The sequence below is a fragment of the Burkholderia sp. GbtcB21 genome (assembly GCF_019091065.1).
GTDB lineage: Bacteria > Pseudomonadota > Gammaproteobacteria > Burkholderiales > Burkholderiaceae > Burkholderia > Burkholderia pyrrocinia_C.
This window is the reverse complement of the sequence record NZ_JAGXKA010000006.1, coordinates 148,453-172,320: the sequence shown is the minus strand read 5'-3', so window position 1 is coordinate 172,320 and position 23,868 is coordinate 148,453. Positions and strand designations below refer to the sequence as shown.

The 23,868-nt window shown below is 68.4% G+C and carries 28 protein-coding genes; 10 read left to right on the top strand and 18 right to left on the bottom strand.

Annotated features, from left to right (window positions below; genetic code table 11):
• Positions 1-23 precede the first annotated feature (23 nt).
• From KVT39_RS16415 to KVT39_RS16410, 3 genes are all read left to right on the top strand, one after another.
• Entirely contained in the window at positions 24-395 is a 372-nt protein-coding gene (locus KVT39_RS16415) for a GFA family protein (protein WP_175749428.1), read from the top strand.
• A complete protein-coding gene (locus KVT39_RS38495; protein ID WP_256260697.1) occupies positions 392-520 on the top strand; it encodes a hypothetical protein in 129 nt (42 codons plus the stop codon). The genes KVT39_RS16415 and KVT39_RS38495 overlap by 4 nt, the downstream gene beginning before the upstream one ends.
• A 128-nt stretch (positions 521-648) precedes the next feature.
• Positions 649-1,104: a MarR family winged helix-turn-helix transcriptional regulator gene (locus KVT39_RS16410; RefSeq protein WP_034184210.1), complete on the top strand. Its 456-nt coding sequence runs from the start codon at positions 649-651 to the stop codon at positions 1,102-1,104.
• Positions 1,105-1,152: 48 nt separating this feature from the next.
• Here the strand turns inward: KVT39_RS16410 and KVT39_RS16405 are convergent, their stop codons facing one another.
• The 6 genes from KVT39_RS16405 to KVT39_RS16380 all read right to left on the bottom strand — a co-directional run bounded on the left by KVT39_RS16405 (position 1,153) and on the right by KVT39_RS16380 (position 4,459).
• Complete coding sequence (locus KVT39_RS16405) at positions 1,153-1,869, bottom strand: GNAT family N-acetyltransferase (RefSeq protein WP_217589845.1); 717 nt, start codon at positions 1,867-1,869, stop codon at positions 1,153-1,155.
• A gap of 247 nt (positions 1,870-2,116) precedes the next feature.
• Positions 2,117-2,446, bottom strand: a complete 330-nt coding sequence (locus KVT39_RS16400) for a DUF4148 domain-containing protein (RefSeq protein WP_034184212.1) — start codon at positions 2,444-2,446, stop codon at positions 2,117-2,119.
• Positions 2,447-2,520: 74 nt separating this feature from the next.
• On the bottom strand, positions 2,521-2,847 hold the full coding sequence (locus KVT39_RS16395) for a DUF4148 domain-containing protein (protein WP_034184285.1): 327 nt from the start codon (positions 2,845-2,847) through the stop codon (positions 2,521-2,523).
• A 58-nt stretch (positions 2,848-2,905) separates the two neighbouring features.
• Positions 2,906-3,232 (bottom strand): DUF4148 domain-containing protein, encoded by a 327-nt coding sequence (locus tag KVT39_RS16390; RefSeq protein WP_081938600.1) that lies wholly within the window; start codon positions 3,230-3,232, stop codon positions 2,906-2,908.
• A gap of 66 nt (positions 3,233-3,298) precedes the next feature.
• Positions 3,299-3,718 (bottom strand): organic hydroperoxide resistance protein, encoded by a 420-nt coding sequence (locus KVT39_RS16385; protein ID WP_034184286.1) that lies wholly within the window; start codon positions 3,716-3,718, stop codon positions 3,299-3,301.
• Positions 3,719-3,994: 276 nt separating this feature from the next.
• Positions 3,995-4,459 (bottom strand): RidA family protein, encoded by a 465-nt coding sequence (locus KVT39_RS16380; protein WP_105390146.1) that lies wholly within the window; start codon positions 4,457-4,459, stop codon positions 3,995-3,997.
• A gap of 215 nt (positions 4,460-4,674) precedes the next feature.
• On the opposite strand from KVT39_RS16380, the gene KVT39_RS16375 reads away from it, so the two are divergent.
• Complete coding sequence (locus KVT39_RS16375) at positions 4,675-5,640, top strand: LysR family transcriptional regulator (RefSeq protein WP_034184215.1); 966 nt, start codon at positions 4,675-4,677, stop codon at positions 5,638-5,640.
• Between the two features lie 31 nt (positions 5,641-5,671).
• Here KVT39_RS16375 and KVT39_RS16370 read toward each other — a convergent pair whose 3' ends face one another.
• From KVT39_RS16370 to KVT39_RS16355, 4 genes are all read right to left on the bottom strand, one after another.
• Positions 5,672-6,379 (bottom strand): SDR family NAD(P)-dependent oxidoreductase, encoded by a 708-nt coding sequence (locus KVT39_RS16370; RefSeq protein ID WP_131948844.1) that lies wholly within the window; start codon positions 6,377-6,379, stop codon positions 5,672-5,674.
• A 533-nt stretch (positions 6,380-6,912) separates the two neighbouring features.
• The gene (locus KVT39_RS16365) at positions 6,913-7,476 is read right to left on the bottom strand and encodes a shikimate kinase (RefSeq protein ID WP_217589598.1); all 564 of its coding nucleotides are present in this window, start codon (positions 7,474-7,476) and stop codon (positions 6,913-6,915) included.
• Positions 7,473-8,120: a hypothetical protein gene (locus KVT39_RS16360; RefSeq protein WP_217589596.1), complete on the bottom strand. Its 648-nt coding sequence runs from the start codon at positions 8,118-8,120 to the stop codon at positions 7,473-7,475. The genes KVT39_RS16365 and KVT39_RS16360 overlap by 4 nt, the downstream gene beginning before the upstream one ends.
• A gap of 28 nt (positions 8,121-8,148) precedes the next feature.
• Positions 8,149-8,559 carry a thioesterase family protein gene (locus tag KVT39_RS16355; protein WP_034184218.1) on the bottom strand — a complete coding sequence of 137 codons (411 nt, stop codon included), beginning with the start codon at positions 8,557-8,559 and terminating at the stop codon, positions 8,149-8,151.
• 383 nt (positions 8,560-8,942) lie between these two features.
• Here KVT39_RS16355 and KVT39_RS16350 point away from each other — a divergent pair, with 383 nt between their 5' ends.
• Complete coding sequence (locus tag KVT39_RS16350) at positions 8,943-10,055, top strand: 3-deoxy-7-phosphoheptulonate synthase (RefSeq protein ID WP_063835079.1); 1,113 nt, start codon at positions 8,943-8,945, stop codon at positions 10,053-10,055.
• 19 nt (positions 10,056-10,074) lie between these two features.
• Here the strand turns inward: KVT39_RS16350 and KVT39_RS16345 are convergent, their stop codons facing one another.
• Both KVT39_RS16345 and KVT39_RS16340 read right to left on the bottom strand, forming a co-directional pair.
• On the bottom strand, positions 10,075-11,442 hold the full coding sequence (locus tag KVT39_RS16345; RefSeq protein ID WP_217589594.1) for a glutamate--cysteine ligase: 1,368 nt from the start codon (positions 11,440-11,442) through the stop codon (positions 10,075-10,077).
• A 123-nt stretch (positions 11,443-11,565) separates the two neighbouring features.
• Positions 11,566-12,402, bottom strand: a complete 837-nt coding sequence (locus KVT39_RS16340) for a helix-turn-helix domain-containing protein (RefSeq protein ID WP_034184220.1) — start codon at positions 12,400-12,402, stop codon at positions 11,566-11,568.
• Positions 12,403-12,505: 103 nt separating this feature from the next.
• On the opposite strand from KVT39_RS16340, the gene KVT39_RS16335 reads away from it, so the two are divergent.
• The 5 genes from KVT39_RS16335 to KVT39_RS16315 all read left to right on the top strand — a co-directional run bounded on the left by KVT39_RS16335 (position 12,506) and on the right by KVT39_RS16315 (position 18,226).
• Positions 12,506-14,005, top strand: coding sequence for an efflux transporter outer membrane subunit (locus KVT39_RS16335; protein WP_051983821.1), 1,500 nt, complete (start codon positions 12,506-12,508; stop codon positions 14,003-14,005).
• A gap of 9 nt (positions 14,006-14,014) precedes the next feature.
• Positions 14,015-15,382 carry an efflux RND transporter periplasmic adaptor subunit gene (locus tag KVT39_RS16330; protein ID WP_034184221.1) on the top strand — a complete coding sequence of 456 codons (1,368 nt, stop codon included), beginning with the start codon at positions 14,015-14,017 and terminating at the stop codon, positions 15,380-15,382.
• The gene (locus KVT39_RS16325; protein ID WP_217589844.1) at positions 15,379-16,917 is read left to right on the top strand and encodes a DHA2 family efflux MFS transporter permease subunit; all 1,539 of its coding nucleotides are present in this window, start codon (positions 15,379-15,381) and stop codon (positions 16,915-16,917) included. The genes KVT39_RS16330 and KVT39_RS16325 overlap by 4 nt, the downstream gene beginning before the upstream one ends.
• Before the next feature lie 59 nt (positions 16,918-16,976).
• Positions 16,977-17,405 carry a hypothetical protein gene (locus KVT39_RS16320; RefSeq protein ID WP_217589592.1) on the top strand — a complete coding sequence of 143 codons (429 nt, stop codon included), beginning with the start codon at positions 16,977-16,979 and terminating at the stop codon, positions 17,403-17,405.
• Positions 17,406-17,491: 86 nt separating this feature from the next.
• Positions 17,492-18,226: an autoinducer binding domain-containing protein gene (locus KVT39_RS16315; protein WP_081938595.1), complete on the top strand. Its 735-nt coding sequence runs from the start codon at positions 17,492-17,494 to the stop codon at positions 18,224-18,226.
• Here the strand turns inward: KVT39_RS16315 and KVT39_RS16310 are convergent.
• Genes KVT39_RS16310 through KVT39_RS16285 form a run of 6 tightly spaced genes read right to left on the bottom strand, consistent with a single transcriptional unit; the run spans position 18,149 to position 23,576 of the window.
• Positions 18,149-18,931, bottom strand: coding sequence for a glutamine amidotransferase (locus KVT39_RS16310; protein WP_105390137.1), 783 nt, complete (start codon positions 18,929-18,931; stop codon positions 18,149-18,151). The genes KVT39_RS16315 and KVT39_RS16310 overlap by 78 nt on opposite strands.
• A 21-nt stretch (positions 18,932-18,952) precedes the next feature.
• Positions 18,953-19,597, bottom strand: coding sequence for a glutathione S-transferase family protein (locus KVT39_RS16305; protein WP_034184223.1), 645 nt, complete (start codon positions 19,595-19,597; stop codon positions 18,953-18,955).
• The gene (gene metC / locus KVT39_RS16300) at positions 19,591-20,829 is read right to left on the bottom strand and encodes a cystathionine beta-lyase (RefSeq protein WP_254640521.1); all 1,239 of its coding nucleotides are present in this window, start codon (positions 20,827-20,829) and stop codon (positions 19,591-19,593) included. Before metC ends, KVT39_RS16305 begins: the two co-directional genes overlap by 7 nt.
• Complete coding sequence (locus KVT39_RS16295) at positions 20,820-21,473, bottom strand: pyridoxal 5'-phosphate synthase (RefSeq protein ID WP_165948145.1); 654 nt, start codon at positions 21,471-21,473, stop codon at positions 20,820-20,822. The genes metC and KVT39_RS16295 overlap by 10 nt, the downstream gene beginning before the upstream one ends.
• An 8-nt stretch (positions 21,474-21,481) precedes the next feature.
• Positions 21,482-22,384, bottom strand: a complete 903-nt coding sequence (locus KVT39_RS16290) for a CoA ester lyase (protein ID WP_034184225.1) — start codon at positions 22,382-22,384, stop codon at positions 21,482-21,484.
• Positions 22,385-22,433: 49 nt separating this feature from the next.
• On the bottom strand, positions 22,434-23,576 hold the full coding sequence (locus tag KVT39_RS16285; protein WP_105390133.1) for an acyl-CoA dehydrogenase family protein: 1,143 nt from the start codon (positions 23,574-23,576) through the stop codon (positions 22,434-22,436).
• Positions 23,577-23,868: the final 292 nt, after the last annotated feature.

Below are 23,868 nucleotides of genomic sequence, written 5' to 3'. Positions count from 1 at the left end.
CATGACCTCTTCGAGAGCACATCATGTCTGCAACCTGGTTCAAAGGGTCCTGCCATTGCGGGGCCGTCAAATTCGAAGTGAAAGCGGCCATTGCGCCGGCGGTTCGCTGCAACTGCAGCCTGTGCCGTCGCCGCGGCGCGCTGATGAGCCCGATGTTTCCCGCTGACCACCTGAAGATCGTCGAAGGCGAGGGCGCACTGACGTGCTACAGCTTCAACACGCACACGGCCCGCCACTATTTCTGCAGCCATTGCGGCATCTATCCGTTCCATCAGACACGCATGGACCCCGCATGCTGGCGCGTCAATCTCGGCTGCCTCGACGGCGTCGATCCGTATGCGCTCGACGCAACCGTCGCAAACGGCGCGAGCCTGTCGGTCGTGGAGGACGCATGAAACGCTGGCTGATGATCCTGCTGTTTGCCGCAGGCGGGCTCGCGACCGAAATCGCGCATCCGGTGCAATGCTCGCTGCTGTCGGAAAGCCGGTTGCAATCCGGCAAGCGCCGCAGGCAGGACTGACGGCGGCGATCCGGCCGCGTTGCACCATCCCGTCGCTTCATCGACACCGATTTATCATGCTTCCGATAAGATCGCACGCGATATATAATGCGTCTATCTGCGGCCGTTCGCGTCGCTGGAGGAAGTTCATGAAACCGACCGAAGCACCATCGCCCGCCGCGCCGAAGCTGTCCGAGTTCCTGTGTTTTGCGATCTACTCGGCGAACCTCGCGTTCGGCAAGGCGTACAAGCCGATCCTCGACGAGCTCGGCCTCACCTATACGCAATACATCACGATCATTGCGCTGTGGGAGCAGGACAACCAGACGGTCGGCCAGCTCGGCGAGAAGCTGTTCCTCGAATCCAATACGCTGACGCCGATCCTGAAGAAGCTCGAGGCGATGGGTTACCTGGAGCGGCACCGCGATCCGTCGGACGAACGCCAGGTGCTCGTCAGCCTGACGAAGAGCGGTCGGCGCGTGCGCGAGAAGGGGCTCGACATGAACCTGGTCGAAGCCACCGGGTTGAAGCCGGACGAATTCGCGAAGGTGCAGAAGGCGATCGTCACGCTGCGCGGCAACCTGATCCGGTCGACCGAAGACTAAACACACTGGCAACGAGCGGCCGACGCGCGTATCGCGTCGGCCGCTTCGTCATGCGTGTTCGTCGCCCAGCACCAGCAGGTTCATTTCGCGACGGACGACAAAACCAAGCGCGAGATAGCGTTCGATCGCGACCTCGTTTGACGTGAGGACGTGCAGGAACGGTGTTTCCGCGCGCGCACCGATCGCCGCAATCAACGACCGGATCAACCGTGCCGCAAGCCCTTGCCGCCGAAACGCGGCATCCACGCAGACGGCGCTGATCTCGGTATACCCGTCGACCTGCATCCGCTCGCCGGCCATCGCCGCCAGCCGGCCTTCGCTGCGTACGCCGATATAGTCGCCAAGCTCGATCGTGCGCGGGCCGAACGGGCCGGGCTGCGCGGCCGTGGTCAGCGCGAGCATGTCCGGCACGTCGGCTTCGGCGAGCGCAACATGCTCCGATGCATGCGCCGGATCGGGTGTCCGTTGCCAGATCATTTGAAGCAACGTCGCGCGCCGGAGCACCGACAATCCCGTCGGCGGCGGAATCTCGTCCGGCGTGACCAGCGTCGCCGGCCCGTGCGCGGCGATCAGTTCGCGCAACGCGTCGAACGATGCCGGGCTCGCGTCGGCGATCGCGGCGAACGGCGCAATGGCCGCGGGAAACCGCAGCGCGCGGTCGCTGCCGAGCGCAAAGCGGCGCTGTTTTCCCGTGAGCGCGTTCCAGACGACATGGTCGAGCGGGTGTGCGCCGCCTGTCGTGTTTCCGGTCGTGGCTTCCGGCATCGGCTGCTCCTCGATTGAAGATTTCGTGCCGCACAGAATAGACCGGATCGGCCGGGCAGGTAGCCCCGCAACGACGTGGGTCGCGTCATTGGCCTGACGCGCGTGCGCTGGCCTTCTTCGTTCTCGACGAATCCATAACCGGAAGACGTCGATGCAAATCAGGGCGCCCCAAATAGAAAAGCGCACGCGATTACATCGCATGCGCCTTATGTGGCGGACGTGGACGGCCGATTCCGTCGTGCAATGCTCAATGACCGAAATAGATCGAGCGCTCGGCCGTGCGAACCGCGCTGCGGCTGCCGGACTGCGTCGCGCCATCCGCGTCGTTGCCGTAACCGGACGCCATCGTATCGGCTGCGGCTACCCCGTTATCGCGAATCCGGCTCAGCGCCGCCTGGAGATTGTCCGGGTAGTTCGGATCGTTGGGGCGGTTCGGCAGGTAGCCGGCCTGCTGCAACGCGGCCAGTTCCGCACGCACCTGCGCACGCGTCACGGTACTTTCGCTGGCATTCGCCGGCGCGACGACGGCGGCCGACACGGCAACGAGGAGGGCGGCAATCAGTTGGGTTTTCATCATTTACCTCGACAAGAAAAAAGGAATTCAGCGGTTGCGCGCCGCACGCCGGCAACCGGCGCCGTTCGCGGTTTCGTTCAATGACCGAAGTAGATCGAGCGCTCGGCGATGCGCGTCGCGGGCCGGCTGCCCGACTGCGTGGCGGCGACGGCTTCGCGGCCGTAACCGGATGCCGATGCATCGGCCGTCACGGCGTCGTTTGCGTGAACGCGTGTCAGTGCGGCCTGCAGGTCGTCCGGATAGTGCGGATCGTTCGCGCGTCCCGGCCGATAGCCGGCTTGTTCGAGCTGCACGAGTTCGGCACGCACCTGTGCGCGGGACACGACGGCTTCATCGGCAAACGCCGGGGCGGCAACGGCGGCCGAAACGGCCACGAGAACGGCAGCGATCAGTTGGGTTTTCATCATTCACCTCGGAACAGGAATAAAAAGAATTCAGGGGTCACGTACTGGCGCACGGCGCTCAATGACCGAAATACACCGAGCGTTCGGCCACGCTGACCGCATGCCGGCGGCCCGATTGCGCCGCGGCATCGCCGTTGCTGCCGTAGCCGGATGCCTGCTCGTTGGCCGCGACGGCATCGGCCGCATGGATCTGCGTCAGCGCGGCCTGCAGATCGTTCGGATAGGTTGCGTCGGTGGCGCGATTCAGCGGATAACCGGCCGTTTGAAGCTGCGCGAGTTCGGCACGTACCTGCGCACGCGTCACGGCGGTTTCGTTTGCAAACGCCGGTGCGGCAACAGCGGCCGAAACGGCGACGAGAAGGGCGGAGATCAATCGGGTATTCATCATTTGCCTCTATGGGAAAAGAGTCGGGAGTTCGGCAGGGCGGCGCTCGGCCGCCCGATGCCGCATTCACGCAATACGGATTTCGACGTCGATGTTGCCGCGCGTCGCCTTCGAATACGGGCAGGTCTGGTGCGCGGCATCGACGATGCGCTGCGCGACCTCGCGGTCGAGCCCCGGCACGCTCACGTTCAGCCGGGCCTGCAGGAAGTACGCGTTGCCGGCCGTGCCGAGATCCACTTCGGCGTCGACGGCGAGATCGGCCGGCAGCGTCACCTTCGAGGCGCGCGCCGCAAGCTGCATCGCACCGATGAAGCAGGCCGACCAGCCGGCCGCGAACAGTTGTTCCGGGTTGGTGCCGGTGCCGGCGCTGCCCGGCGACGACAACTGGATGTCGAGGCGGCCGTCGGAACTGCGTGCCGAGCCGTCGCGGCCGCCCGAAGTCGTATGCGTCTTGCCCGTGTACAGCACTTTTTCGATCTTGCTCATCATTTGCTCCGTCAGTTGGCAGGTTTTTCTCTGATGCGATTCGATCGCATGCGATGGAGTTTCGTCGAGGCGACCACCCATGTCAAGCGTATTCGATTAAATCGCACGCGATATTTTGTATTTCAATGTATCCGGAGCGTGTCGGGCTTTGCGGGACAAGGCTTTCGGCCGATCGAGCCCCGATATGCAAGCTAACGGGGCGGGTGACGAACGCCGGGCAGGGCGGGCGGAAACGCCCTTGGAAATGGATTGCCGCCCCGCGAGACGGCCGATACGTCACGCCGGCTCGATCTCGGCGATCACGACGAGGATGACGGCCGCGTCGGCCGGCAACTGGCGCTGGGAGAACGCCGAGCGCGCGTGTCCCGCCTTGCCGCCCAGCGCGGCGGCGAACAGGTCGGACGCGCCGTCGATCACGGCCGGCTGCCCGTAAAAACCGTCGGCCGAGCTCACATGCCCCTCGACGCGCACGATCTTGCGCAGGCGGTCGAACCCGCGCAAATGCCTGCGGATCTGCGCGAGCACGTTCAGCGCCGCAAGCCGCGCGGCATCGCGGCCTTCGTCGACGCTCAACTGCTCGCCGACGCGGCCGGTATAGGCGATCCTGCCGTCGACGAGCGGCAGTTGTCCCGATACGAACAGCAGGTTGCCGGCTTCGCTTGCTGCCGTATAGCTGCCGAGCGGGTTCGGCGGTTCGGGTAATGCAAGGCCGAGTTCGGCCAGCTTCTGTTCGACGGTCATGTCGTTCTCCTTGCGGGAAAATGGATCGGGCGATCGGTGTTGCCTGTCGGTCACTCTAGTCATGCGGCCGAAGCCGGTAAATGTCAGCGGCGCAATTGATTCGGGACACGATGTAACGAATCACGCCACGCGCGCTCGCTGGTTTCCCGCGCGATCTTCATGCACACTCGTTGCTTCATCGCGCGCCCCACACCGGAGACGGCAGGAACCGCACCATGCAACGCAAATTCGACGACTTGCTGCTGGGCAGCATCGAGCTGTTCTGTCTCGCCGCCGAACTCGGCAGCTTCACGCTGGCGGCAACCGCGGCGAGCGTCACGCCGGCCGCGGTCAGCCGGTCGGTGGCGCGGCTCGAGGAGCGTCTCGGCGTGCGGCTGTTCGTGCGCACGACACGACAGATCCGCCTGACCGATTCCGGCCGGCGCTATTTCGAGCAATGCCGCGATGCGCTGTCGCAGCTCGTCGACGCGGAACGCGAAGCGACCGGCCAGCAAGCAACGCCGGCCGGCGTGCTCCGGATCAGCATGCCGACGCCGTACGGGCACTACCGCGTGCTGCCGCTGCTGCCCGCGTTTCGCGAGCGCTATCCGGACGTACGGGTCGAAACCCACCTGAGCAACCGCAACATCGACTTCGCCGAAGAGGGCTTCGATCTCGCGATCCGCGGCCGCGCGCCGGCCGATTCGAACCTGGTCGCGCGCAAGCTGGAGGATGCCGAACTCGTGATCGTCGCGACGCCCGGCTATCTGAAGCGCGCGGGCACGCCGACCGCCATCGACGATCTGCATGCGCACGAATGCATCCAGTTCGAGCTGCCGAGCAGCGGGCGGCCGATTCCCTGGCTGTTCGACGACGGATCGGACGAGATCGATATCGCGACGACCGGCAGCTACAGTACGTCGGGCGACGTCCTCGCCGGCGTGACGCTCGCGCGCAGCGGTGCCGGCCTGTTCCAGACCTACCGCTTCATCGTCGAACAGGATCTGCGCGCCGGTACGCTCGTGGAGGTACTGCCCGGCCTTGGCGGCCGGTCGCGGCCGTTCATGCTGCTGTACCCGCATGCGCGCTTTCTGTCGTCGCGCGTGCGTGTGTTCGTCGACTTTCTCGTCGAGCATCTGGAGCGCGCGCCCGCCGGGCAGGCGCGCGGTACACGCACCAAACGAGCCGCCGCATCGCGCTAGGCACGCCGGCTCGTTCTTTCGATGCCGATGCTCAGTGCCCGGCGCTCTGGCCGCCGTCGACGTGCAGGATCTCGCCGGTGACGAATGGCGCCGAGTCGAGATACAGGATCGCGTCGACGATGTCGCTCATCTCGCCCATGCGGCCGACCGGGTGCAGCGACGCGAGCGTCGCATGCGTTTCGGGCGCATGCATCGGCGACTTGATGATGCCCGGCGACACCGCATTGACGCGGATGCCGGCCTTTGCGTACTCGATCGCGAGCGATTTCGTCGCCGCATTCAATCCGCCTTTCGTCAGCGATGCGAGCACCGACGGCACGTTGCTGTTCGCGTGATCGACCAGGCTCGTCGTGATGCTGACCACGTGCCCGCTGCCGTGCTGCTGCATCGCGGCGATCGCGCGCTGCGTGACGTAAAAGAAGCCGTTCAGGTTGACGCTCGTGACCTGCGCGTAGTCGTCCGCGGTGTACTGCGTGAACGGCTTCGCGATGAACACGCCGGCGTTGTTGACGAGCGTGTCGACGCGGCCGAAGCGTTCGATCGCGGCGTCGACCACGCGACGCGCGACGGCCGGATCGCCGATGTCGCCCGCGACGGTGACGAGATCGGGATCGTTCGACGGCCCGATCGAACGGGAAGTCGCGACGACGCGATGGCCGCGTGCGCGGAACGCGTTGACCGTTTCCGCGCCGATGCCTTGCGATGCGCCGGTGACGATGATGACTCTGGATGTGCTCATGACATGCCTCGACAGGTGAATGGTGTTCGGCTGCAGTGCCGACCGGATCGATGAATCCGATGGGCGAACTGTAGGCGCGCCGATCGCGATTTCGAACACCCACCGTGGAGCAACAGTCTTGCGTCGCGGGAACAAATGCGGGGAGGGCCGGTTTTCTCGGGTCAGAGCGGCCGATCGACATGCAGATGCAGGCGACGCAAAGCGGCGCCCGACGTCGCGCGCAAGCGCGTCGATGCGCTGCACACGAGTTTTGAAGCGTGGCGCGATCTCACCTGGGGACCGACTTTCCCGCGGCTTGACGAGCCGATTTGTCGGTCACGGCACACGCAGTTGGATAAATCGATGCACGCATCCGGATAACTTTTCTTATCACAACAGCACTATTGCGAATAAAAACTCGCTGTTTCAGAAACGTGCCTGACGTCACCGTCCAGACCATTCCGATGCGACGCTCCATCGATTCGACGGCGGGGAAGCGGTCGTCAAGGCGCGGCTGCCCCGGCCGGCGACGGTCTTGAAACGAATGCACGCATTCAACCCGGTGCGCGCATCCGCGCCTGCAACACCGTCAACACTTCGGCCGTCGCACGCGCGACACCCTGCGCGGTCGTATCGACGAACGCATGCGCGCATTCGCGATACAGCGGGTCGCGCATGCGGTACAGCGCAGCGAGCGTTTGCCGCGGCTCGGCCACCCGCAGCAGCGGCCGCCGCGCGTCGTCGCGCGTACGGCGCCACAGCGTGTCCGGATCCGCATGCAGATAGATCACGCAGCCGCGCTCGCTCAATCGCGCGCGGGTGCGCGGATCCAGCACCGCGCCCCCGCCGGTCGCCACGATGACGTTCGGGCGCTGTGTCAGCTCCTCGACGATATGCGTTTCGAGCAGCCGGAAGCCGCCTTCGCCGACCATGTCGAACAGCACGGCGACCGAACGGCCGGTACGCCGCTCGATCTCGTCGTCGCTGTCGGCGAACGTCCAGCCGAGCGATGCGGCGAGCGCGCGGCCGAGCGTCGATTTGCCCGCGCCCATCATGCCGACCAGAAAGGCGCGCGCGGGCAGCGCGCGCACCTCGGCCGCCGCGACGACGGCGCTCATAGCCGCCGGGCGAGCGGCCAGCCGGCCCGCGTCGCCAGGCAGATCCGCCGCGCGCGCACCGCGTTCGACAGCGTGTCGAGCGCCGCGCCGGTCGACACGTCGTCGGCGTCGAGCAGCGCGCCGAGCACCTGCCCGTCCGGATCGCCGGTCGCGATGTGCTCGGCCGCATCCGCCGCGATGCTCCGCGGCGTACGCTCGGGCGTCCCGTCGCGTTCGGGCCGCCGCGCTCCGTTGCGCAGGTCGAGCCAGCGCACGACGAGGCCGCAGAACAGCGTGCCGCTCGGCACGGCTGCGTCGGCGCGCGGCTCCGCCATGTCGCCGGGTGCCGCGCACCGCGTGATCCAGCTCGCGAACTCGAGCAGCGACGCATCGTGCGCGAGCGTCGCCGCGTCGAGCGCGACGGTCACGCCGGCGTCCCGCAACCGGCCGAGCAGCGGCCGCACGCCGTCGTGTGCGCCACCGCACGGCTGCAGCAACACTTCCAGCTCGTCCTCGTGGCGGCTTGCGAGCGCACGGTGCCGGTCGAGCGCGGCCGGTTCGAGCAATGCATGCGCGGCATGCCGGACGATGACGATCGCGCGATCGTCGCGCCGCTCGACGATCGCGCCGATCCGGCGCCGCGCGCGCGCCACCGCGCAGCTCACGTGTCGCTCCCGACATGGCGCACGCGCATCACAGCGAACCCTGGAATTCGAGCACGCGCGTCTTGAATTCGTCGGGCACGGCCAGCGTCGTGTTGTTCGCGTAATCGAACATCACGTGCGTCGACATGCCGCGCGCGACGATCGTCTGGTCGTCGCGCTCCATCAGGTGCTCGAGATCGAAGCTCTTGCTGCCGAAGCGCACGATGCTCGACCGGATCGTCAGGTTGTCGCCGAACTGCGCCGGTGCGAGGTACTCGCACTGCGTCTTCACCATGATGTGCGGCAGCTTCTCGCTCCGCGGCAAGCCGAGGAGGTCGAACATGTAGCAGAGGTACGAATGCTGCAGGTAGTCGTAATAGACGGGACTGCTCACATGCCCCATCGAATCCGTATCGCGATACTTGACGTGAATCGGTGTTTCGTAATGACGCTTCGACATGGTGACTCTCCGGGATAACTTGGTTGATTTATATATTCGAACCTGACTGGCCTGTCAGGCACCAGAAAATTAATCGAATGCCTATCTGGCCGCCACTATCAGAACGAATAGCAATCTGCCGCCGAAGGCCGTGAAATCCGGCTCTCCGATTCCGCCAAAGCGCTCCCTTATTTCCATGTAAAACCGAATGTCCGACCCGACCCGCATTGCGAAAACAGCCGCGACTCATGTCGGAAAATATCGAATAACGCCCTTATTTCCGTCATTCATAAGGTTATGAATTAGAAACTGATAACTATGTTAGTTGCGCCACGAAAGAACCATTCAATAAAGTCGCGTTGTAGTAAAAAATCACCCGAATTATCGACAGGAGGGCAGTCCCCATGCATGCAAACGCCTGGACGACCGACCGTGACGCCGTGCTGCGCTTGCCGACCCCCGCGGATCTGGCAGGCACGCTGCAGCCGGCGTTGCGCGCGGCGCGCACCGTCCATACGACCCGCCGCGCGATCGCCGACGTGCTGAACGGTGCGGACGACCGTCTCGTGGTCATCGCCGGCCCGTGCTCGGTGCACGACCCGGCCGCCGCGCGCGACTATGCGGCGCGGCTCGCGCTGCAACGCGCGCGGTTTGCGGACGAGCTGGAAATCGTGATGCGCGTGTACTTCGAGAAGCCGCGCACGACGGTCGGCTGGAAAGGGCTCATCAACGATCCGCTGCTGGACGGCAGCGAGCGGATCGACGCCGGGCTGCATGCCGCCCGCGCGCTGCTGTGCGACATCAACGGCGCGGAGATGCCGGCGGCGACCGAATTCCTCGATCCGCTGTCGCCGCGCTACCTGGCCGATCTGGTCGCATGGGGCGCGATCGGCGCGCGCACGGTGGAGTCGCAGGTGCATCGCGAGCTCGCGTCGTCGCTGCCGATCCCGATCGGCTTCAAGAACGGGACCGACGGCAACGTCCAGGTGGCCGTCGATGCGATGTGCGCGGCCGCGCGCGCGCACCGTTTCCTGTCGGTCGATGCCTGCGGCCGGCTGTGCGCGACGGCGTCGTCCGGCAATCCGCATACGCATGTCGTGCTGCGCGGCGGACGCGAACCGAATTTCGACGCGGCCGCCGTGAATGCCGCATGCGAGCGCATGGCGGCCGCGCAATTCGCGCCGCGCGTGATGATCGACGTCAGTCACGGCAACAGCCGCCGCCAGTTCCGGAACCAGTTGGGCGTCGGCGCGGACGTTGCCGCGCAGGTCGCGGCCGGCGATACGCGCATCGTCGGCGTGCTGATCGAGTCGAACCTGATCGAAGGGCGGCAGGACCTGGTGCCCGGCGTTCCGCTGCGCTACGGGCAGAGCATCACCGACGCGTGCCTGTCGTTCGCCGACACCGCCGGGCTCTTCGAAACGCTCGCGCACGCGGTCCGGGCACGGCGGCGGGGCCATGCGCCGATGCCCGGCATCGAGTTCGCGCACGAGCCGCTACTTGCGTGCTGCGCATGAGCGGCCCGGCGCGACGTCATCAGATTTCGGCTTCGTCGTAGATCCGCGTCGCGTCGCCGGCCCACGCGTCGCGGTAGCGGGCGAGCCAGTGTTCGGCCTGGGTCGGCGCGCCGGCGACGATCTCGTCGAGCGGTGCGAGATACACCGATTCGTCGCGGCCGGCCGCGTCCAGGCGCGCCCGCGCGCGCAGGCCGCGATGCGCGATTGCGAGCGCATCGGCTGCGAACGCACGCAACAGGCGGCCGTCGACCGGTGTATCGAGCCCGAGACGCGGCACGTCGCGACGCAATGCCAGCAGCGCGCCGCGATCGATCGCGGCGGCCAGCGTCTCGGCGTCCGACAGCGCGGCCGGATCGTACAGCAGGCCGGTCCAGAATGCGGACAGCGCGATCATCATGTCGGGCGAGCCGGCATCGGCGCCGCGCATCTCGAGATAGCGCTTCAGCCGCACCTCGGTGAATACCGTCGTCAGGTGGTCCGCGAAATCGCCGAGCGTCGGCGTGTCGCCTTCGAGATGCGGAATGCGCCGCCGCATGAAATCGCGGAACGTCCGCCCGGTCGCATCCGCGTAGCGGTCGCCGCGCCGCACGAAATACATCGGCACGTTGTCGAGCAGCCAGCTCACGTAGCGCTCGAAGCCGAAGCTGCGCGACAGGAACAATGCCGGCGCGCCGCAGCGATCCTCGTCGGTATCGAGCCACGTATGTGCGCGCGTCGACAGCAGGCCGGACGGGCGGCCTTCGCAGAACGGCGAATTCGCGAACAGCGCGGTGGCGACCGGCTGCAACGCGAGCGACACGCGCATCTTGCGCGCCATGTCGCTTTCCGATGCGAAATCGAGATTGACCTGCACGGTGCAGGTGCGCTGCATCATGTCGAGCCCGCGCGTGCCGACGCGCGGCATATAGCGTCGCATGATCCCGTAGCGCTGCTTCGGCATCCACGGCAGCGCCGCGCGCGACAGGTGAGGGTGAAAGCCGAGCGGCGCACAGCGCAGGCCGAGCGGCTCGCACGCCGCGCGAGCCGCGGCGAGGTGCGCATGCAATTCGGCATGCGTGTCGTGCAGCGTGTCGAGCGGCGCGCCCGACAGTTCGAGCTGGCCGGCCGGTTCGAGCGAGATCGCCGCGCCGTCGCGCTGGATCACGCCGACGATCCGCCCGGCATCGACGATCGGCGTCCCGTCGCCGCGCAGCCGCTCGAGCACCGCGGCGATGCCGGACGGCCCGTCGTAGGGCGCGGCCGCGTGCGTCGCGCGAGCGACGACGAACTTCTCGTGCTCGGTGCCGATCCGGAATTGCGCGGCCGGCTTGCAGCCGGCGGCCAGATGATCGGCGAGTTGCTGCTCTGAGACGATCGGCGTGTTGTCCGATCCGACGGCATTCGACATCGACACCCTCCACATGGCGTATTGGGCGACCGACCGGCCGGTCGCACGGCGACTATAGCGGCGTCGATGCAGGCGCAGTACTGGCAGGGGTGATAGGGGGGGGCGGTGCGCAGCCGTGTCGTGCTACGGCTGTTTGCGCTTCGCGAAGTAATGCGCGGGCGAATCGCCGAACGCGCGGCGAAACATCGCGATGAAATTGCTCGGCGTCGCGTAGCCGAGCGCGTCCGCGATGTTGGCGACGCTGTCGCCGCTCGCGAGACGTTCGAGCGCATGCGTGAGACGCGCCTGCTGCCGCCATTGCGCGAAGCTCGTGCCGGTTTCCGCGACGAACAGCCGGCTCAATGTGCGTGCGGACAAGCCGGCCCATTCCGCCCACGCTTCGAGCGTGCGGCTATCGTGCGGCTGCCCGAGGATCGCGTTGGCGATCCGCAGAAGCCGCCGGTCGTGCGGCATCGGCAAGTGCAGCGGTTCGTGCGGCGCGCGGCGCATCTCGTCGAGCAGCACGACGCTGATGCGCGCCTGCTCGATGTCGAGCCGGTCCTGGTCGGCCCACGACACCGCGCGCCGCACGAGCGCGCGCATCAGGTCGGTAATCGCGATCACGCAGGGCTGGCCCGGCATCCGCCGGCTCGCGGCCGGTGCGATCACGACGCTCCAGCCGCTCAACGCACCGCTGATGCTGACCTTGTGCTGCTCGCCCGGCGGAATCCAGCCCGCGCGATGCGGCGGCAGCAGCCACGAACCGTGCGGCGTGCGCACGTGCGCGAAGCCGCTTTCCACGCAGAACACCTGGCCGCGCAGATGACTGTGCCAATCGACCTCGCGGGTGCCGAGCTGATACGCGTTGCTGCCGTCGTCCTCGCCCCAGACGGCGATCAGCGACGGGCCGTCCGCACGTTCGCTCGGATCGATGTCGGCGCGCTGTATGGCGCGCGGCGGAGAAGCATCTCGGATGGGCATGGCCGGAATTCATTATTTTTTGTCTAAACAACATTATCAGCTTTGTCAGGGTGCGTCCAACAATGCATGTCGTGTTCAAACCGATACGAAGCAGAGGAATGCGATGCATGCAGCACTTGCTCCCTGGACACGCGATGCCGGCGCGCTGCGCGTCGTGTCGCGGATGGCCGTCGCCGCGGCGCTCGCCGTGCTCGGCGCGTGCGCGAGCCGCGACGGGCTCGCGCCCGCCGGCACGCTGCGCGGCGCCGATACGCTTGCCGCGTCGCGCAGCCTCGCGCATGCGCCGGCCGCCGACTGGCCGGCCGCCGACTGGTGGCGCACGCTGAACGACGCGCAACTGAATGCGCTGATCGACGAAGCGCTCGCCGGCAATCCCGATCTCGCGACCGCCGATGCGCGCGCACGCGAAGCGCAGGCGCTGGTGATCGAGGCACAGGCCGCGCGCGTGCCGCACGTCGTCGGCCGCGCGAGCGCGAAGGGCGAACGGATGTCCGGCACGCAGTTCTCGGCGGGCGAAGGCGGCGGCTTCTTCAGCCACACGCGCGAGATGAATCTCGGCTTCAGTTGGGATCTCGATCTGTGGGGCGGCCGCCGCGCCGCATGGGAAGCCGCGCTCGGCGAAGCGCGTGCCGCGCGGATCGACGCGCAGGCCGCGCGCGTGTTGCTGTCCGTCAACGTCGCTCGCGCATACGTGAACCTCGCGTACGCGTTCGATCAGCAGGACGTCGCGCGTGCCGAATACGAGCGCGCCGACGAGGCGCTCACGCTGACGCGCCAGCGCGTATCGAAAGGCATCGACAACGTCGCGCAACAGCGCCAGGCGGAAAGCGAGGTCGCGGCCGCGACGCGCGAGCAGGCGCGCGCGGCGCAGACGATCGACAGCGCGCGCATCGCACTCGCGATCCTGCTCGGCGCGGGCCCCGATCGCGGGCTCGAACTCGTGCGTCCCGCGCCGCTGCCGGCCGCCGCGCTGGCGGTGCCGGCCGATCTGCCTGCCGCGCTGCTCGGCCGGCGCGCCGACCTCGTCGCCGCGCGCTGGCGGGTCGAGGCGGCGAGCCGCAACGTCGCGGCCGCCCGCGCGGAATTCCTGCCGAACGTGAGTCTCACCGCGCTGATCGGGCTCGCGACACGCGGCGGCGCATCGCTGTTCCAGGCCGCGTCGCGCACCTACAACGTCAGTCCGGCCGTGAGCCTGCCGATCTTCGACGGCGGCGAGCGGCGCGGCGTGCTGCGCAGGCGCGACGCGCAATACGACCTCGCGGTCGCCGGCTACAACAAGACGCTGATCGGTGCGATCGGCGAGGTGGCCGACGATCTGCACCGCCTGCGCTCGCTCGCCGTGCAGGCCGATGCACAGCAGCTTGCGTTCGACTCCGCCACCGATGCGTGGCGGCTCGCGGACGCGCGTTACCGGGCCGGCGTCGGCAGCTACCTCGACGCGCTCGTCGTGCGCCAGCAACTGCTGATCGCGAGCCGCGAGGTCGCCGCGCTGCGCGCGCAGCGCGCGGACCAGTCGCTGCAGCTCGTCGCCGCGCTCGGCGGCGGCTTCCGCGCCGAGCCGGACGACGCCGCGCTCGCCGCCACTCCTTCCCACCGTCCTTGACATCGAACCATGAGCAGCGACAACACCCTGCAGACTCCCGCGCGGCCCGCAGCCGCCGACCCCGCCAGCGCCCGCCAGAACCCGGCGGCCGACCACACCGGTGCGCCGCGCGCGCCGGGCGGCCCGGACGCGCGCACGCAACCGGCACCGGGCGGCGCCGCGCCCGCGACACCGCCGCCGCCCGCGCGACGCAAGCACCTCGTGCGCGCGCTCGTCGCCGTGTTCGCGCTCGGCATCGTCGGCTGGGGCATCTGGTACGTGCTCGTCGGCCGCTGGTACGAAGCCACCGACAACGCATACGCGCAAGGCAACGTCGTCGAGCTGACGCCGCAGGTGACGGGCACCGTCGTGTCGATCGACGCGGACGACGGCAATCTCGTGCGCGCCGGCACGCCGCTCGTCCGTCTCGACGCGAGCGACGCGCAGATCGCGCTCGCGGCCGCGCAGGCCGACCTCGCGGCAACGGTACGCAAGGTGCGCGGCCTGTACAGCAACGAGCGCGGGCTCGCGAACAGCATCGACGGCGCGCGCGCCGAACTCGACGCGCGACGCACCGCGCTCGACAAGGCGAAGGCCGACTACAGCCGCCGCGAGGATCTCGGCCGCTCCGGCGCGATCTCGCGCGAGGAACTCGCTCACGCACGCGATACGCTGACGTCCGCGCAAAGCGCGTACGCTGCCGCGCAAAGCGCGCTCGCGACGTTGAGCGAGCAGCATCAGACGAGCAAGGCGCTCGTCGACGACACCGCGGTCGCGTCGCATCCCGACGTGCAGGCCGCGGCCGCACGGCTGCGCGCCGCATACCTCGCACGCGCGCGCACCGACATCGTCGCGCCCGTCACCGGCTATGTCGCGAAGCGCACGGTGCAGGTCGGGCAGCGCGTGTCGCCCGGCGTGCCGCTGCTCGCGGTCGTGCCGCTGCGCGAGCTGTGGGTCGACGCGAACTTCACCGAGAAGCAGCTCGAGCACATGCGCATCGGGCAGCCGGTCGAACTGAGCGCCGACCTGTACGGCGACGCGGTGCGCTACAGCGGCCGCGTGCAGAGCCTCGGCGTCGGCACCGGCAGCGCGTTCTCGCTGCTGCCCGCGCAGAACGCGACCGGCAACTGGATCAAGATCGTGCAGCGGCTGCCGGTGCGCATCGAACTGACGGATCCGGCCCAGCTGGACGCGCATCCGCTGCGGATCGGCCTGTCGATGCACGCACGCGTCGACCAGCACGACCGCAGCGGTGCGATGCTGTCGCATCGCGAGCAACGCGCGCCCGTGTTCCGCACCGACGTGTACCGCGACGAGCTCGCGCGCGCCGACAGCCTGATCGCCGACGTCTTGCATGCGAACCAGCCCGCGGCGGTGCGCGCGGAGCGTGTGCGATGAGCGGCCCGATGGCGGCCGCCGATGCCGGCTTTCGTCCGTCGAGCGTTGCGCTGACGACCTTCGGCCTCGCGCTCGCGGTCTTCATGCAGGTGCTCGACGGCACCGTCGCGAACGTGTCGCTGCCGACGATCGCCGGCAACTTCGGCGTGAGCACGACGCAGAGCGCGTGGGTCGTCACGACGTTCTCGGTCAGCAATGCGATCGCGCTGCCGCTGACCGGGTTTCTCGTCAAGCGCATCGGGCAGGTCAGGCTGTTCGTGTGGGCGACGCTCGCGTTCACGTTCGCGTCGCTGCTGTGCGGCCTCGCGCAAAACCTGCCGCAGCTCGTCGCGTTCCGCGCGCTGCAGGGCCTGGTGGCCGGGCCGATGATCCCGACCACGCAGGCGCTGATGCTGTCGATCTACCCGCCGCAGCGGCGCGGCTTCGCGCTGTCGATGATTGCAATGGTCACCGTCGTCGCGCCGATCGCGGGCCCCGTGTTCGGCGGCTGGGTCACCGAGCATTACTCGTGGCGCTGGGCGTTCCTGATCAATTTGCCGATCGGCGTGTTCGCCGCGATGTGCGTATTCGCGCAGATGCGCGCGCGCGTCGAGACGACCGTCGCCGCGCGCGTCGACTACGTTGGCCTCGCCGCGCTCGTGGTCGGCGTCGGCGCGCTGCAGATCGTGCTCGACAAGGGCAACGAAGCCGACTGGTTCAACTCGACGTTCATCGTCGTGATGTCGGTGGTCGCCGCGTTCGGCATCGCGCTGTTCCTGATCTGGGAACTCAACGAACCGAATCCGATCGTGAACCTGCGGCTGTTCGCGCATCGCAACTTCGCGGCCGGCACGCTGACGCTCGTGCTCGCGTATTCGGCATTCTTCGCGGTCAACGTGATCGTGCCGCAATGGCTGCAGCGCACGCTCGGCTACACCGCGTTCTGGGCGGGGCTCGCGGTCGCGCCGATGGGCGTGATCCCCGTGCTGATGACGCCGTTCATGGGCAAGTACGCACCGCGCTTCAACATGCGCGTGCTCGTGTGCTGCGCGTTCGCGATCCTCGGCATGTCGTCGTTCCTGCGCGCGGGCTTCGTGCCGGACATCGACTTCACGCACATCGCGCTGATCCAGCTGCTGCAGGGCCTCGGCCTCGCGCTGTTCATCATGCCGATCAACAGCATCCTGCTGTCCGACCTGAAGCCGGACGAGATCGCCGCCGGCTCCGGCCTGTCGACGTTCCTGCGCACGCTCGGCGCGAGCTTCGCCGTGTCGATCACGTCGTTCCTGTGGGACCGGCGCGCGATCCTGCATCACGCGCAGCTCAGCGAACACGTGAGCGCGTTCGATCCGGCCGTGCGGGCCGAAGTCGCGCGGCTCGGCGGCGGCGATCCGCAGCGCGCGGCGACGCTGCTGGGCAACCTGGTCGATGCACAGGCCTACCAGATTTCGTTCAACGACATTTCGTTCGCGCTCGGCTGCGTGTATCTCGCCGTGATCGCGGTGGTGTGGCTCGCGCGCCCGCCGTTCGGCCCCGGCGCCGCCGCGAAACGATGAAGCGGGTGCTGCGCGGCCCGTTCCGACCCATGCTGTTCAATTCGATGGAGGTTGACCCGATGCATACCCACCACGCTGGAGAAACGCCGTCCGACCTGGCGACGCTTGCCGTGTTCGACGTCACGGAATTTCCGCTCGTCGTCGTGCGCAACGATGCGATCGCGGCCGGCTACGCACAGCGCTGGCTCGACGACATGCACACGCTGATGCGGCACGGCGAGCCGTTTGTCATGATCTTTCCGCCGGCCCGCCCGGACGAACCGCACGACGACCGCAAGGCGCGCGGCATGTGGCTCAAGCAGAACCGCGCCGCGTTCGCCGAGGTCTGCCGCGCGCTCGTCACGATCGAACCGGACCCGAAGGAACGCGACGCGGCCATCGCGAACGCGGCCGGCATCGAAAAGGCGTTCGGGATTCCGCTCGACGTGACGGCCTCGCTCGAAGACGCGAAGCAGGCGGGCCGGCGACGCCTGACTGAGGCGGTCTAGCGCGGTCCGTTCGCGCGCAACGCCTCGAACCGGTTGCGCAAGTCCGCCTGAATGCAGATTCCAACTAGATAAACGGGGTGGCTTGTATGAATGGACTGGATTGTCTGAAATGGTTGGTACCCGGCGACACGGATGCGTCATGGCAGCGGATGACCGACGCGGCCGCCGGGATGGGGTTCGACAAGGTCGTGCTGATCGTGTTGCCGTTTACCGGCGCGTCGTTCGATCTCGCGCGCAAGTGGAGCAGCGGCGTGCCCGGATGGACGGCGCTGTACCGGCAGCGCCAGTTCGACCGCGTCGACCCGATGCTGCGGCATTGCTTCCGCTCGGCGCTGCCGCTCGTCTGGGACGACGCGCTGTTCGCGCTGCCCGAGCAGCGGCCGTGCTACGAAGCGGCGTCCGCGTACGGCATGCGCAGCGGCGTCGTGCTGCCGGTGCGCGGCGCGAAAGGGGAGGTCGGCATGCTGTCGTGCGCAAGCGCGGACGACCTCGGCCGTACGCGCGAGCGCTGCGACCGCCATCTCGCGGCGCTGACGCTGCTGCGCGACATCGCGTGCGAAGCGATCGCCGGCACGCGTTGCCATGCACCGCCCGACAGCGTGCCGCGGCTCAGCCGGCGGGAAGTCGAATGCCTGCGCTGGCACGCGGCGGGCAAGACGTCGTGGGAAATCGGCCACATCCTGAACGTGACCGAGTCGTGCATCAATTTCCACTTCATGAACATCCGCCGCAAGTTCAACGTGTCACGTCGGCACGAAGCCGTGCTGCGCGCGGTCGAGTGGGGGCTGATCAACATCTCCGACGTGACGGTGCCCACCTGATGCGGGCATGCCCGCGAGCCAGCGATCGAGAAACGCGCTGAGCCACGCCGCCGTCGCGCGGTCGTGCCGCCGGCCTTCGTGCGCCTGCGTAGCGAGATCCTGCGCGCCGGGCGCCGACAGCTTGTGCGCGGCGGCCGTGCTCCAGCGCCGCATCATCGGATAGCTCACTTCCGGATGAAACTGGACGCCGTAAGCGTGCGGCCCGTAACGAACGGCCTGGTTCTCGAAATGCTCGCCGGTCGCGAGGATCTCGAGCCCGGCGACGCGCTCGAAGCCCTCGCGATGCCACTGGTAGACATGCGACGGCCATGAACCGAACCGTCGGCCGGCGGGCGTCGCGGCGATCGGCCAATAGCCGATTTCCGCGCGCCCGTCCCGATGTGCGCTCACGCGGCCGCCCAGATGGCGGATCATCATCTGTGCGCCAAGGCAGACGCCGAGAAAGGGCGCGGCCTCGCGCAGCGGCACGCCGATCCAGTCGATCTCGTCGCGAATCCAGCGATCGCCGTCGTTGGCGCTCATCGGGCCGCCGAACACCACGGCGCCCGCATGATCGGCCAGTGTCGCCGGCAACGGATCGCCGAGCGGCGGGCGCCGAATGTCGAGCGGATGGCCGCGGGCCGCGAGCAGCCGCCCGATCCGGCCGGGGCTCGACTGTTCGCGATGCAGGACGATCAGGATCGGACGAAGTGCGGAGTGCGTCATGTCGTGTGATTGAGTAGGAAGTCAGCCCGGCTGGCCGCGCAGCGCGTCGAACGACACCATCACCTGTTCGCGGTAGGCGGGCCGTCGGCACAGGCGGGCGTACCAGGCCTCGACGTGCGGCAACGGCGGCCGCTCGACGTCGAGCGAGAAATAGCGGAACAGCGTCGCGCCGGCCGGAATGTCGGCCAGGCCCGGCGTCGCGCCGCCCAGAAACGGTTGCGTCGACAACAGCCGGTCGAGCAGCCGGTAGTGCGTGGCGCTGCGCGCGGCCTTGTCGCGCACGATCGCGTCATCGCGCCGCTCCGGCGGTGTTCGCACCAGCGCCCAGAACAATCCGGTCATCACGTCGGGCTCGAGCGAGGTCTGCGACCAGTCCATCCAGCGCTCCGCGCGCGAACGGGCGAACGTGTCGCGGCACCAGAACGGATTGTTCGGCACGCGCGCGGCGAGATAGCGCAGGATCGTGTGCGACTCCCAGACGACGTCGCCGTCCCAGTCGATCACCGGGATCCGGCAGGTCGGGTTCAGCGCCGCGAACGCGGGCGTCTGCAGCGAGCCGTGCTCGCCGCCGGCCGGGATGTGCCGGTACGGCAGTCCCAGCTCGCCGATGAGCCATAACACCTTCTGCACGTTGAACGACGTGCGGCGGCCCCAGACGGTCAGCATCGCGCGGCATCCCCGCAGGCACCGGCATCCGCGCACGCCGCGTAGCGGTCGAGACCGGCGGAGAGATCGGCGATCAGGTCGTCGGCATCCTCGAGCCCGATGTGCAGGCGCACGCCGCGGCTGCCGGGCGGCCAGCGCTCCGCGAGACCGTGCGCATCCAGTTCGAACGGCAGCGCGAGGCTCTCGTAGCCGCCCCACGAATAACCGAGCCCGAACAGCGTCAGGTGGTCGAGAAACGCTTCGATCGCGTGCCGAGGCGCAGGCCGCAGCACGACCGAGAACAGCCCCGATGCGCCACGAAAATCGCGGCGCCACAGCGTGTGGCCGTCGTCGCCGGGCAGTGCCGGATACAGCACGCGCTGCACCTCGGCGCGCGTCGCGAGCCAGCTCGCGACCGCGAGCGCGTTGCGCTGGTGCTGCCGCAGCCGCACGCCGAGCGTGCGCAACCCGCGCAGCGCGAGGTAGACGTCGTCGGGGCCCGCACACAGTCCGAGATCGCCGTGCAGCTGCTTCAGCGCGGGCCACGCGCGCTCGTTGGCCGATACCGTGCCGAGCATCGCATCCGAATGCCCGACCAGATACTTGGTGCCGGCCTGGATCGACAGGTCGATGCCGAATGCATGCGGCCGGAAGAAGAGCGGCGTGGCCCAGCTGTTGTCCGCGATCACCAGCGCGCCGTGCGCATGCGCGAGCCGGACCAGCGCGGGGATATCGTGCATGTCGAACGTATAGGACCCCGGAACTTCGACGTACAGTGCCCGCGTGTTCGCGCGGAATGCGGCTGCGACGGGCGTGCCGGCGTCGTACCAGGTCGTCTCGACGCCGAGCCGCGCGAGCACACCTTCGCACGCATGACGCACCGGGCCGTAGACCGATGTGGTCATCAGCAGGTGATCGCCGGGTTTCAGGCAGGACAGCAGCGCAAGCGTGCACGCGGACAACCCCGACGGACACAGCACCGCGCCGGCGCCGCCCTCGAGGCTCGTCACCGCGCGCTCGAGCGCGTCCGTCGTCGGCGTGCCGCGGCGGCCGTAGATATACGGCTGCGTGCGGTTCAGCAGATCCGACACCGTCGGGCTGAGCACCGTCGACGCATGGTAGACGGGCGGATTGACGAAACCGTGCCACGCGGCGCTGTCGCGGCCCGCGTGCGCGAGCCGCGTGTCTTCGTGCAGTCGGTCATGCATGCCGTCGCGCGGCTGCGACGCGTGTGCGGCGGACTTCACGGCCATAGCGCGCACCGTTCCCAGCGCTGACCGGCGCGACGGTAGGCCTGCCGCGCGAAGCGCCGCGCGCTGTCCGCACGCCAGAATTCGGCTTCGTCCGGCGCCAGTGCGTACAGGTGCCAGTCGTCCGACGCGAGGGCCGGGTCGGCGGCCAGCCGCGCGAGCTGCGCGTCGATCGCGCGCGTCAGGTCGGCGGGATCGTCGAGCCGTTCGCTTTGCCGTCCGGCCAGGATGCTCGCGCGCGACCGCTCGGGGCGGCCCGCGAAATCGGCGCGGCCTTCGGCGGCCGGCAGCCGTTCGACCGGGCCGCTCAGCCGGATCTGGCTCGCGATCGCCGGCCAATAGAACGTCAGCGCGGCGTACGGCCGATTTTCGAGCTGGCGCCCCTTGGGGCTGCGCGTGCTCGCCGCGAAATGCCAGCCGCGCGCGTCGACGTTCAGCAGCACGACGGAGCGCGCATCGGGCCGGCCGTCCGGGCGGACCGTCGACAGCGTCATTACCTGCGGTTCGACAGCGCCTGCGTTAACCGCCTCGTCGAGCCAGCGCGCGAACTGCGCGTGCGGCGTGTCGGGCCAGTCCTGGGCGGGCACGTGCGGCGCCGCGTGCGCGAGTGTTTTCAGCGCCTTCAGGCGCGTTGCAATCGTATCCATGGCGTGGCTCATGCGATGCCGAATCGGGTCGCGCGGGCGATCAGCCGATGCGCGGCGAGATAGTCGGGGACTTCCGCGAGGAAACCGTCGACGACGGCCGCGGCGACGCGGCGGCCGCCGGATTCGCGCCGCGCCGTGTCGAACGCGTCGATCACGCGGCGGGCGAGGGCGACTTCGTCGGCCGTCGGCGTGAGCACGCGATTGACGACCGGCACGAACTGCGCGTTGACGATCGCTTTCGCCTGATAACCCAGGCCGCGCGACACGCGCATGTCGAGCTCCGCGCCTTCGTTGTCGGCATAGCTGTACGGGCAGTCGATCGCCGTGACGCCTACCGCCGCGCATTCGACGCGAAAACGCGAGCGCACATAGTCGAGCTCGCGGCCCGCGCGTGTGCGCTCGGCACCCATGTCGGCCACCATGTCCTCGGTCGCGACGAGCACGGCCGTCACGCGCGGGCTCGAACGCGCGATCGCCATCGTGTTCACGAGACCGAGCGTCGTCTCGACGTTCGGCACCAGTTCCGTCGAACCGGGCGCGATATCGTATTCGCGCTCGAAACGCGTTACGGCTTCGTCGAGCGCGACGACCTGCTCGGGCGTCGCGACATACGACATCATCACGATGTCCGGGCGGCCGCGCATCGCGGCGCGCAGGTCGTCGATCCCGCCCGCGTCGAGCGGGTTCACGCGCACGGACGCCAGTATGCCGGCGTCGCGCCAGCCCGCGAGCACGCGCTCGCTGAGCTCGCGCGCGGCCGGACGCCGGTCGGGCGGCGTAAAGGTTTCGAGTTCCTGGATCAGGACGTCAGCGCCGCTCGCGGCGCCGTCAACGAGTGCGTCGTGATCGGCGCCGGCGAGAAACAGCCAGGAGCGGCGCAGGCGGGAAGGGCGTCGGTTCGTCGGTGTCATGCGTGGTTTCCTGTAGGGCGCGTGTTGCGCGTATCGATGGCGCGGGCGTTCAGCCGGCGCGCATCATCTGGTTGAAGATGTTCTTGCGATGCATTTCCTCGGTCCCGCCGACGCTCATGAAGCCGAGCGCATCCGACGCGAACGCGGCCACCGGCCCGGCCTGGTAGCCGAGGCTGCCGTACAGCCGCACGAGGCCGAGCGCGCCGTCGACGAGATCCTGCGCGCCGACCAGCTTCGCGATCGAGCAGGTCATCAACGCGTGCGGGTGATCCGTCAGCAGCTGCGCGAGCGCGCCGCGCGCGAGCCACGTGCCGCGCTCGATGCCGATCTGCAGGTCCACGAGACGGCCCTGCACGTACTGATGCGCGTCGATCGTGCTGTCGAAGCTGCGCCGGTTGCGGCAATAGCCGATCGCGTCGCGCAGATACGGCGCCGTCACTTGCGCGGCGACGAGGCCGTAGTAGAGGCGGCCGAGCGAAATGATGTCGATCAGGTTGCCGAGCCCGGCACCGGGCTCGCCCAGCAACTGGCTGCGCGCGATCGGGCAGTCGTCGAAATGCAGCGCGCCGGTGGGCAGGTCATCGAGGCCGAGCTTGCGGTCGGGCGCGGCGACGGTCATGCCCGGCTGGTCGCGATCGACGATCACGAGCGCGGTATTGCGCCGGCCGGGCGTGTCGATGCGCGTGACGACGAGGATGAAGCGCGCGAGCGGCGCATGCGCGATATTGAATTTGCTGCCGGTCAGCCGATAGCCGTCGCCGTGCTCGACCAGCTTCGTCGCGATGCTGCGCACGTCGGTGCCGGTGCCCGGTTCGGCAATCGCGGTCGCGCTCAGCTCGCCGCGCAGGATCGCGCCGAAATAGCGGTCCTGCTGCGACGCCGTGCCGTATCGTTCGAGCGCGCGCACCATGCCGGCCTGCGCGATCACCGACAGCAGCAGCGCCGGGCGGCGGATCGCCGACGCGAGCCCCTCGAGCGCCGCGGAAAAGTGCCACCAGCCGTGACCGTCGCCGCCGTACGTCTCCGGCACGATCATGTCCCACAGTCCTTCCTGCCCGAGCCGCGCCCAGCCGGCTGCGTCGAAGCCGACAGGCGCGCTGCCGTCGTGCTCCGCGGCAGCGGCGATCTCCGCGCCGATCCCGCGAAAACGCGCGAGCGTCGCATGCTGTTCCTGCGTCCAGTCAAATGGCATCTGTCGTGTCTCCGGTCGAAGCGGCGCGGCCTTCGACGGCGCGCCAGCGATGTCGACAAGATTACGGGGGCACGGACAGCGGGGGTACTGGCAGTAGTGGTAGTTGCCGGGCGCTTGCATCGCGCGGGTGCGTGCTCTGCACGCCGTCGAAGATCGACGGCGGTGTCGCGGATCCGGCCCCGTGGTTTCCCGAGCGCGGATTTCGCAAACCGGCGTCATGGCGGTCATCGCGTTTCGGATTGCCGCGGTGGTCATGCCGCAAGCGATCAACAGCGCTGCATCGATCGGCAGG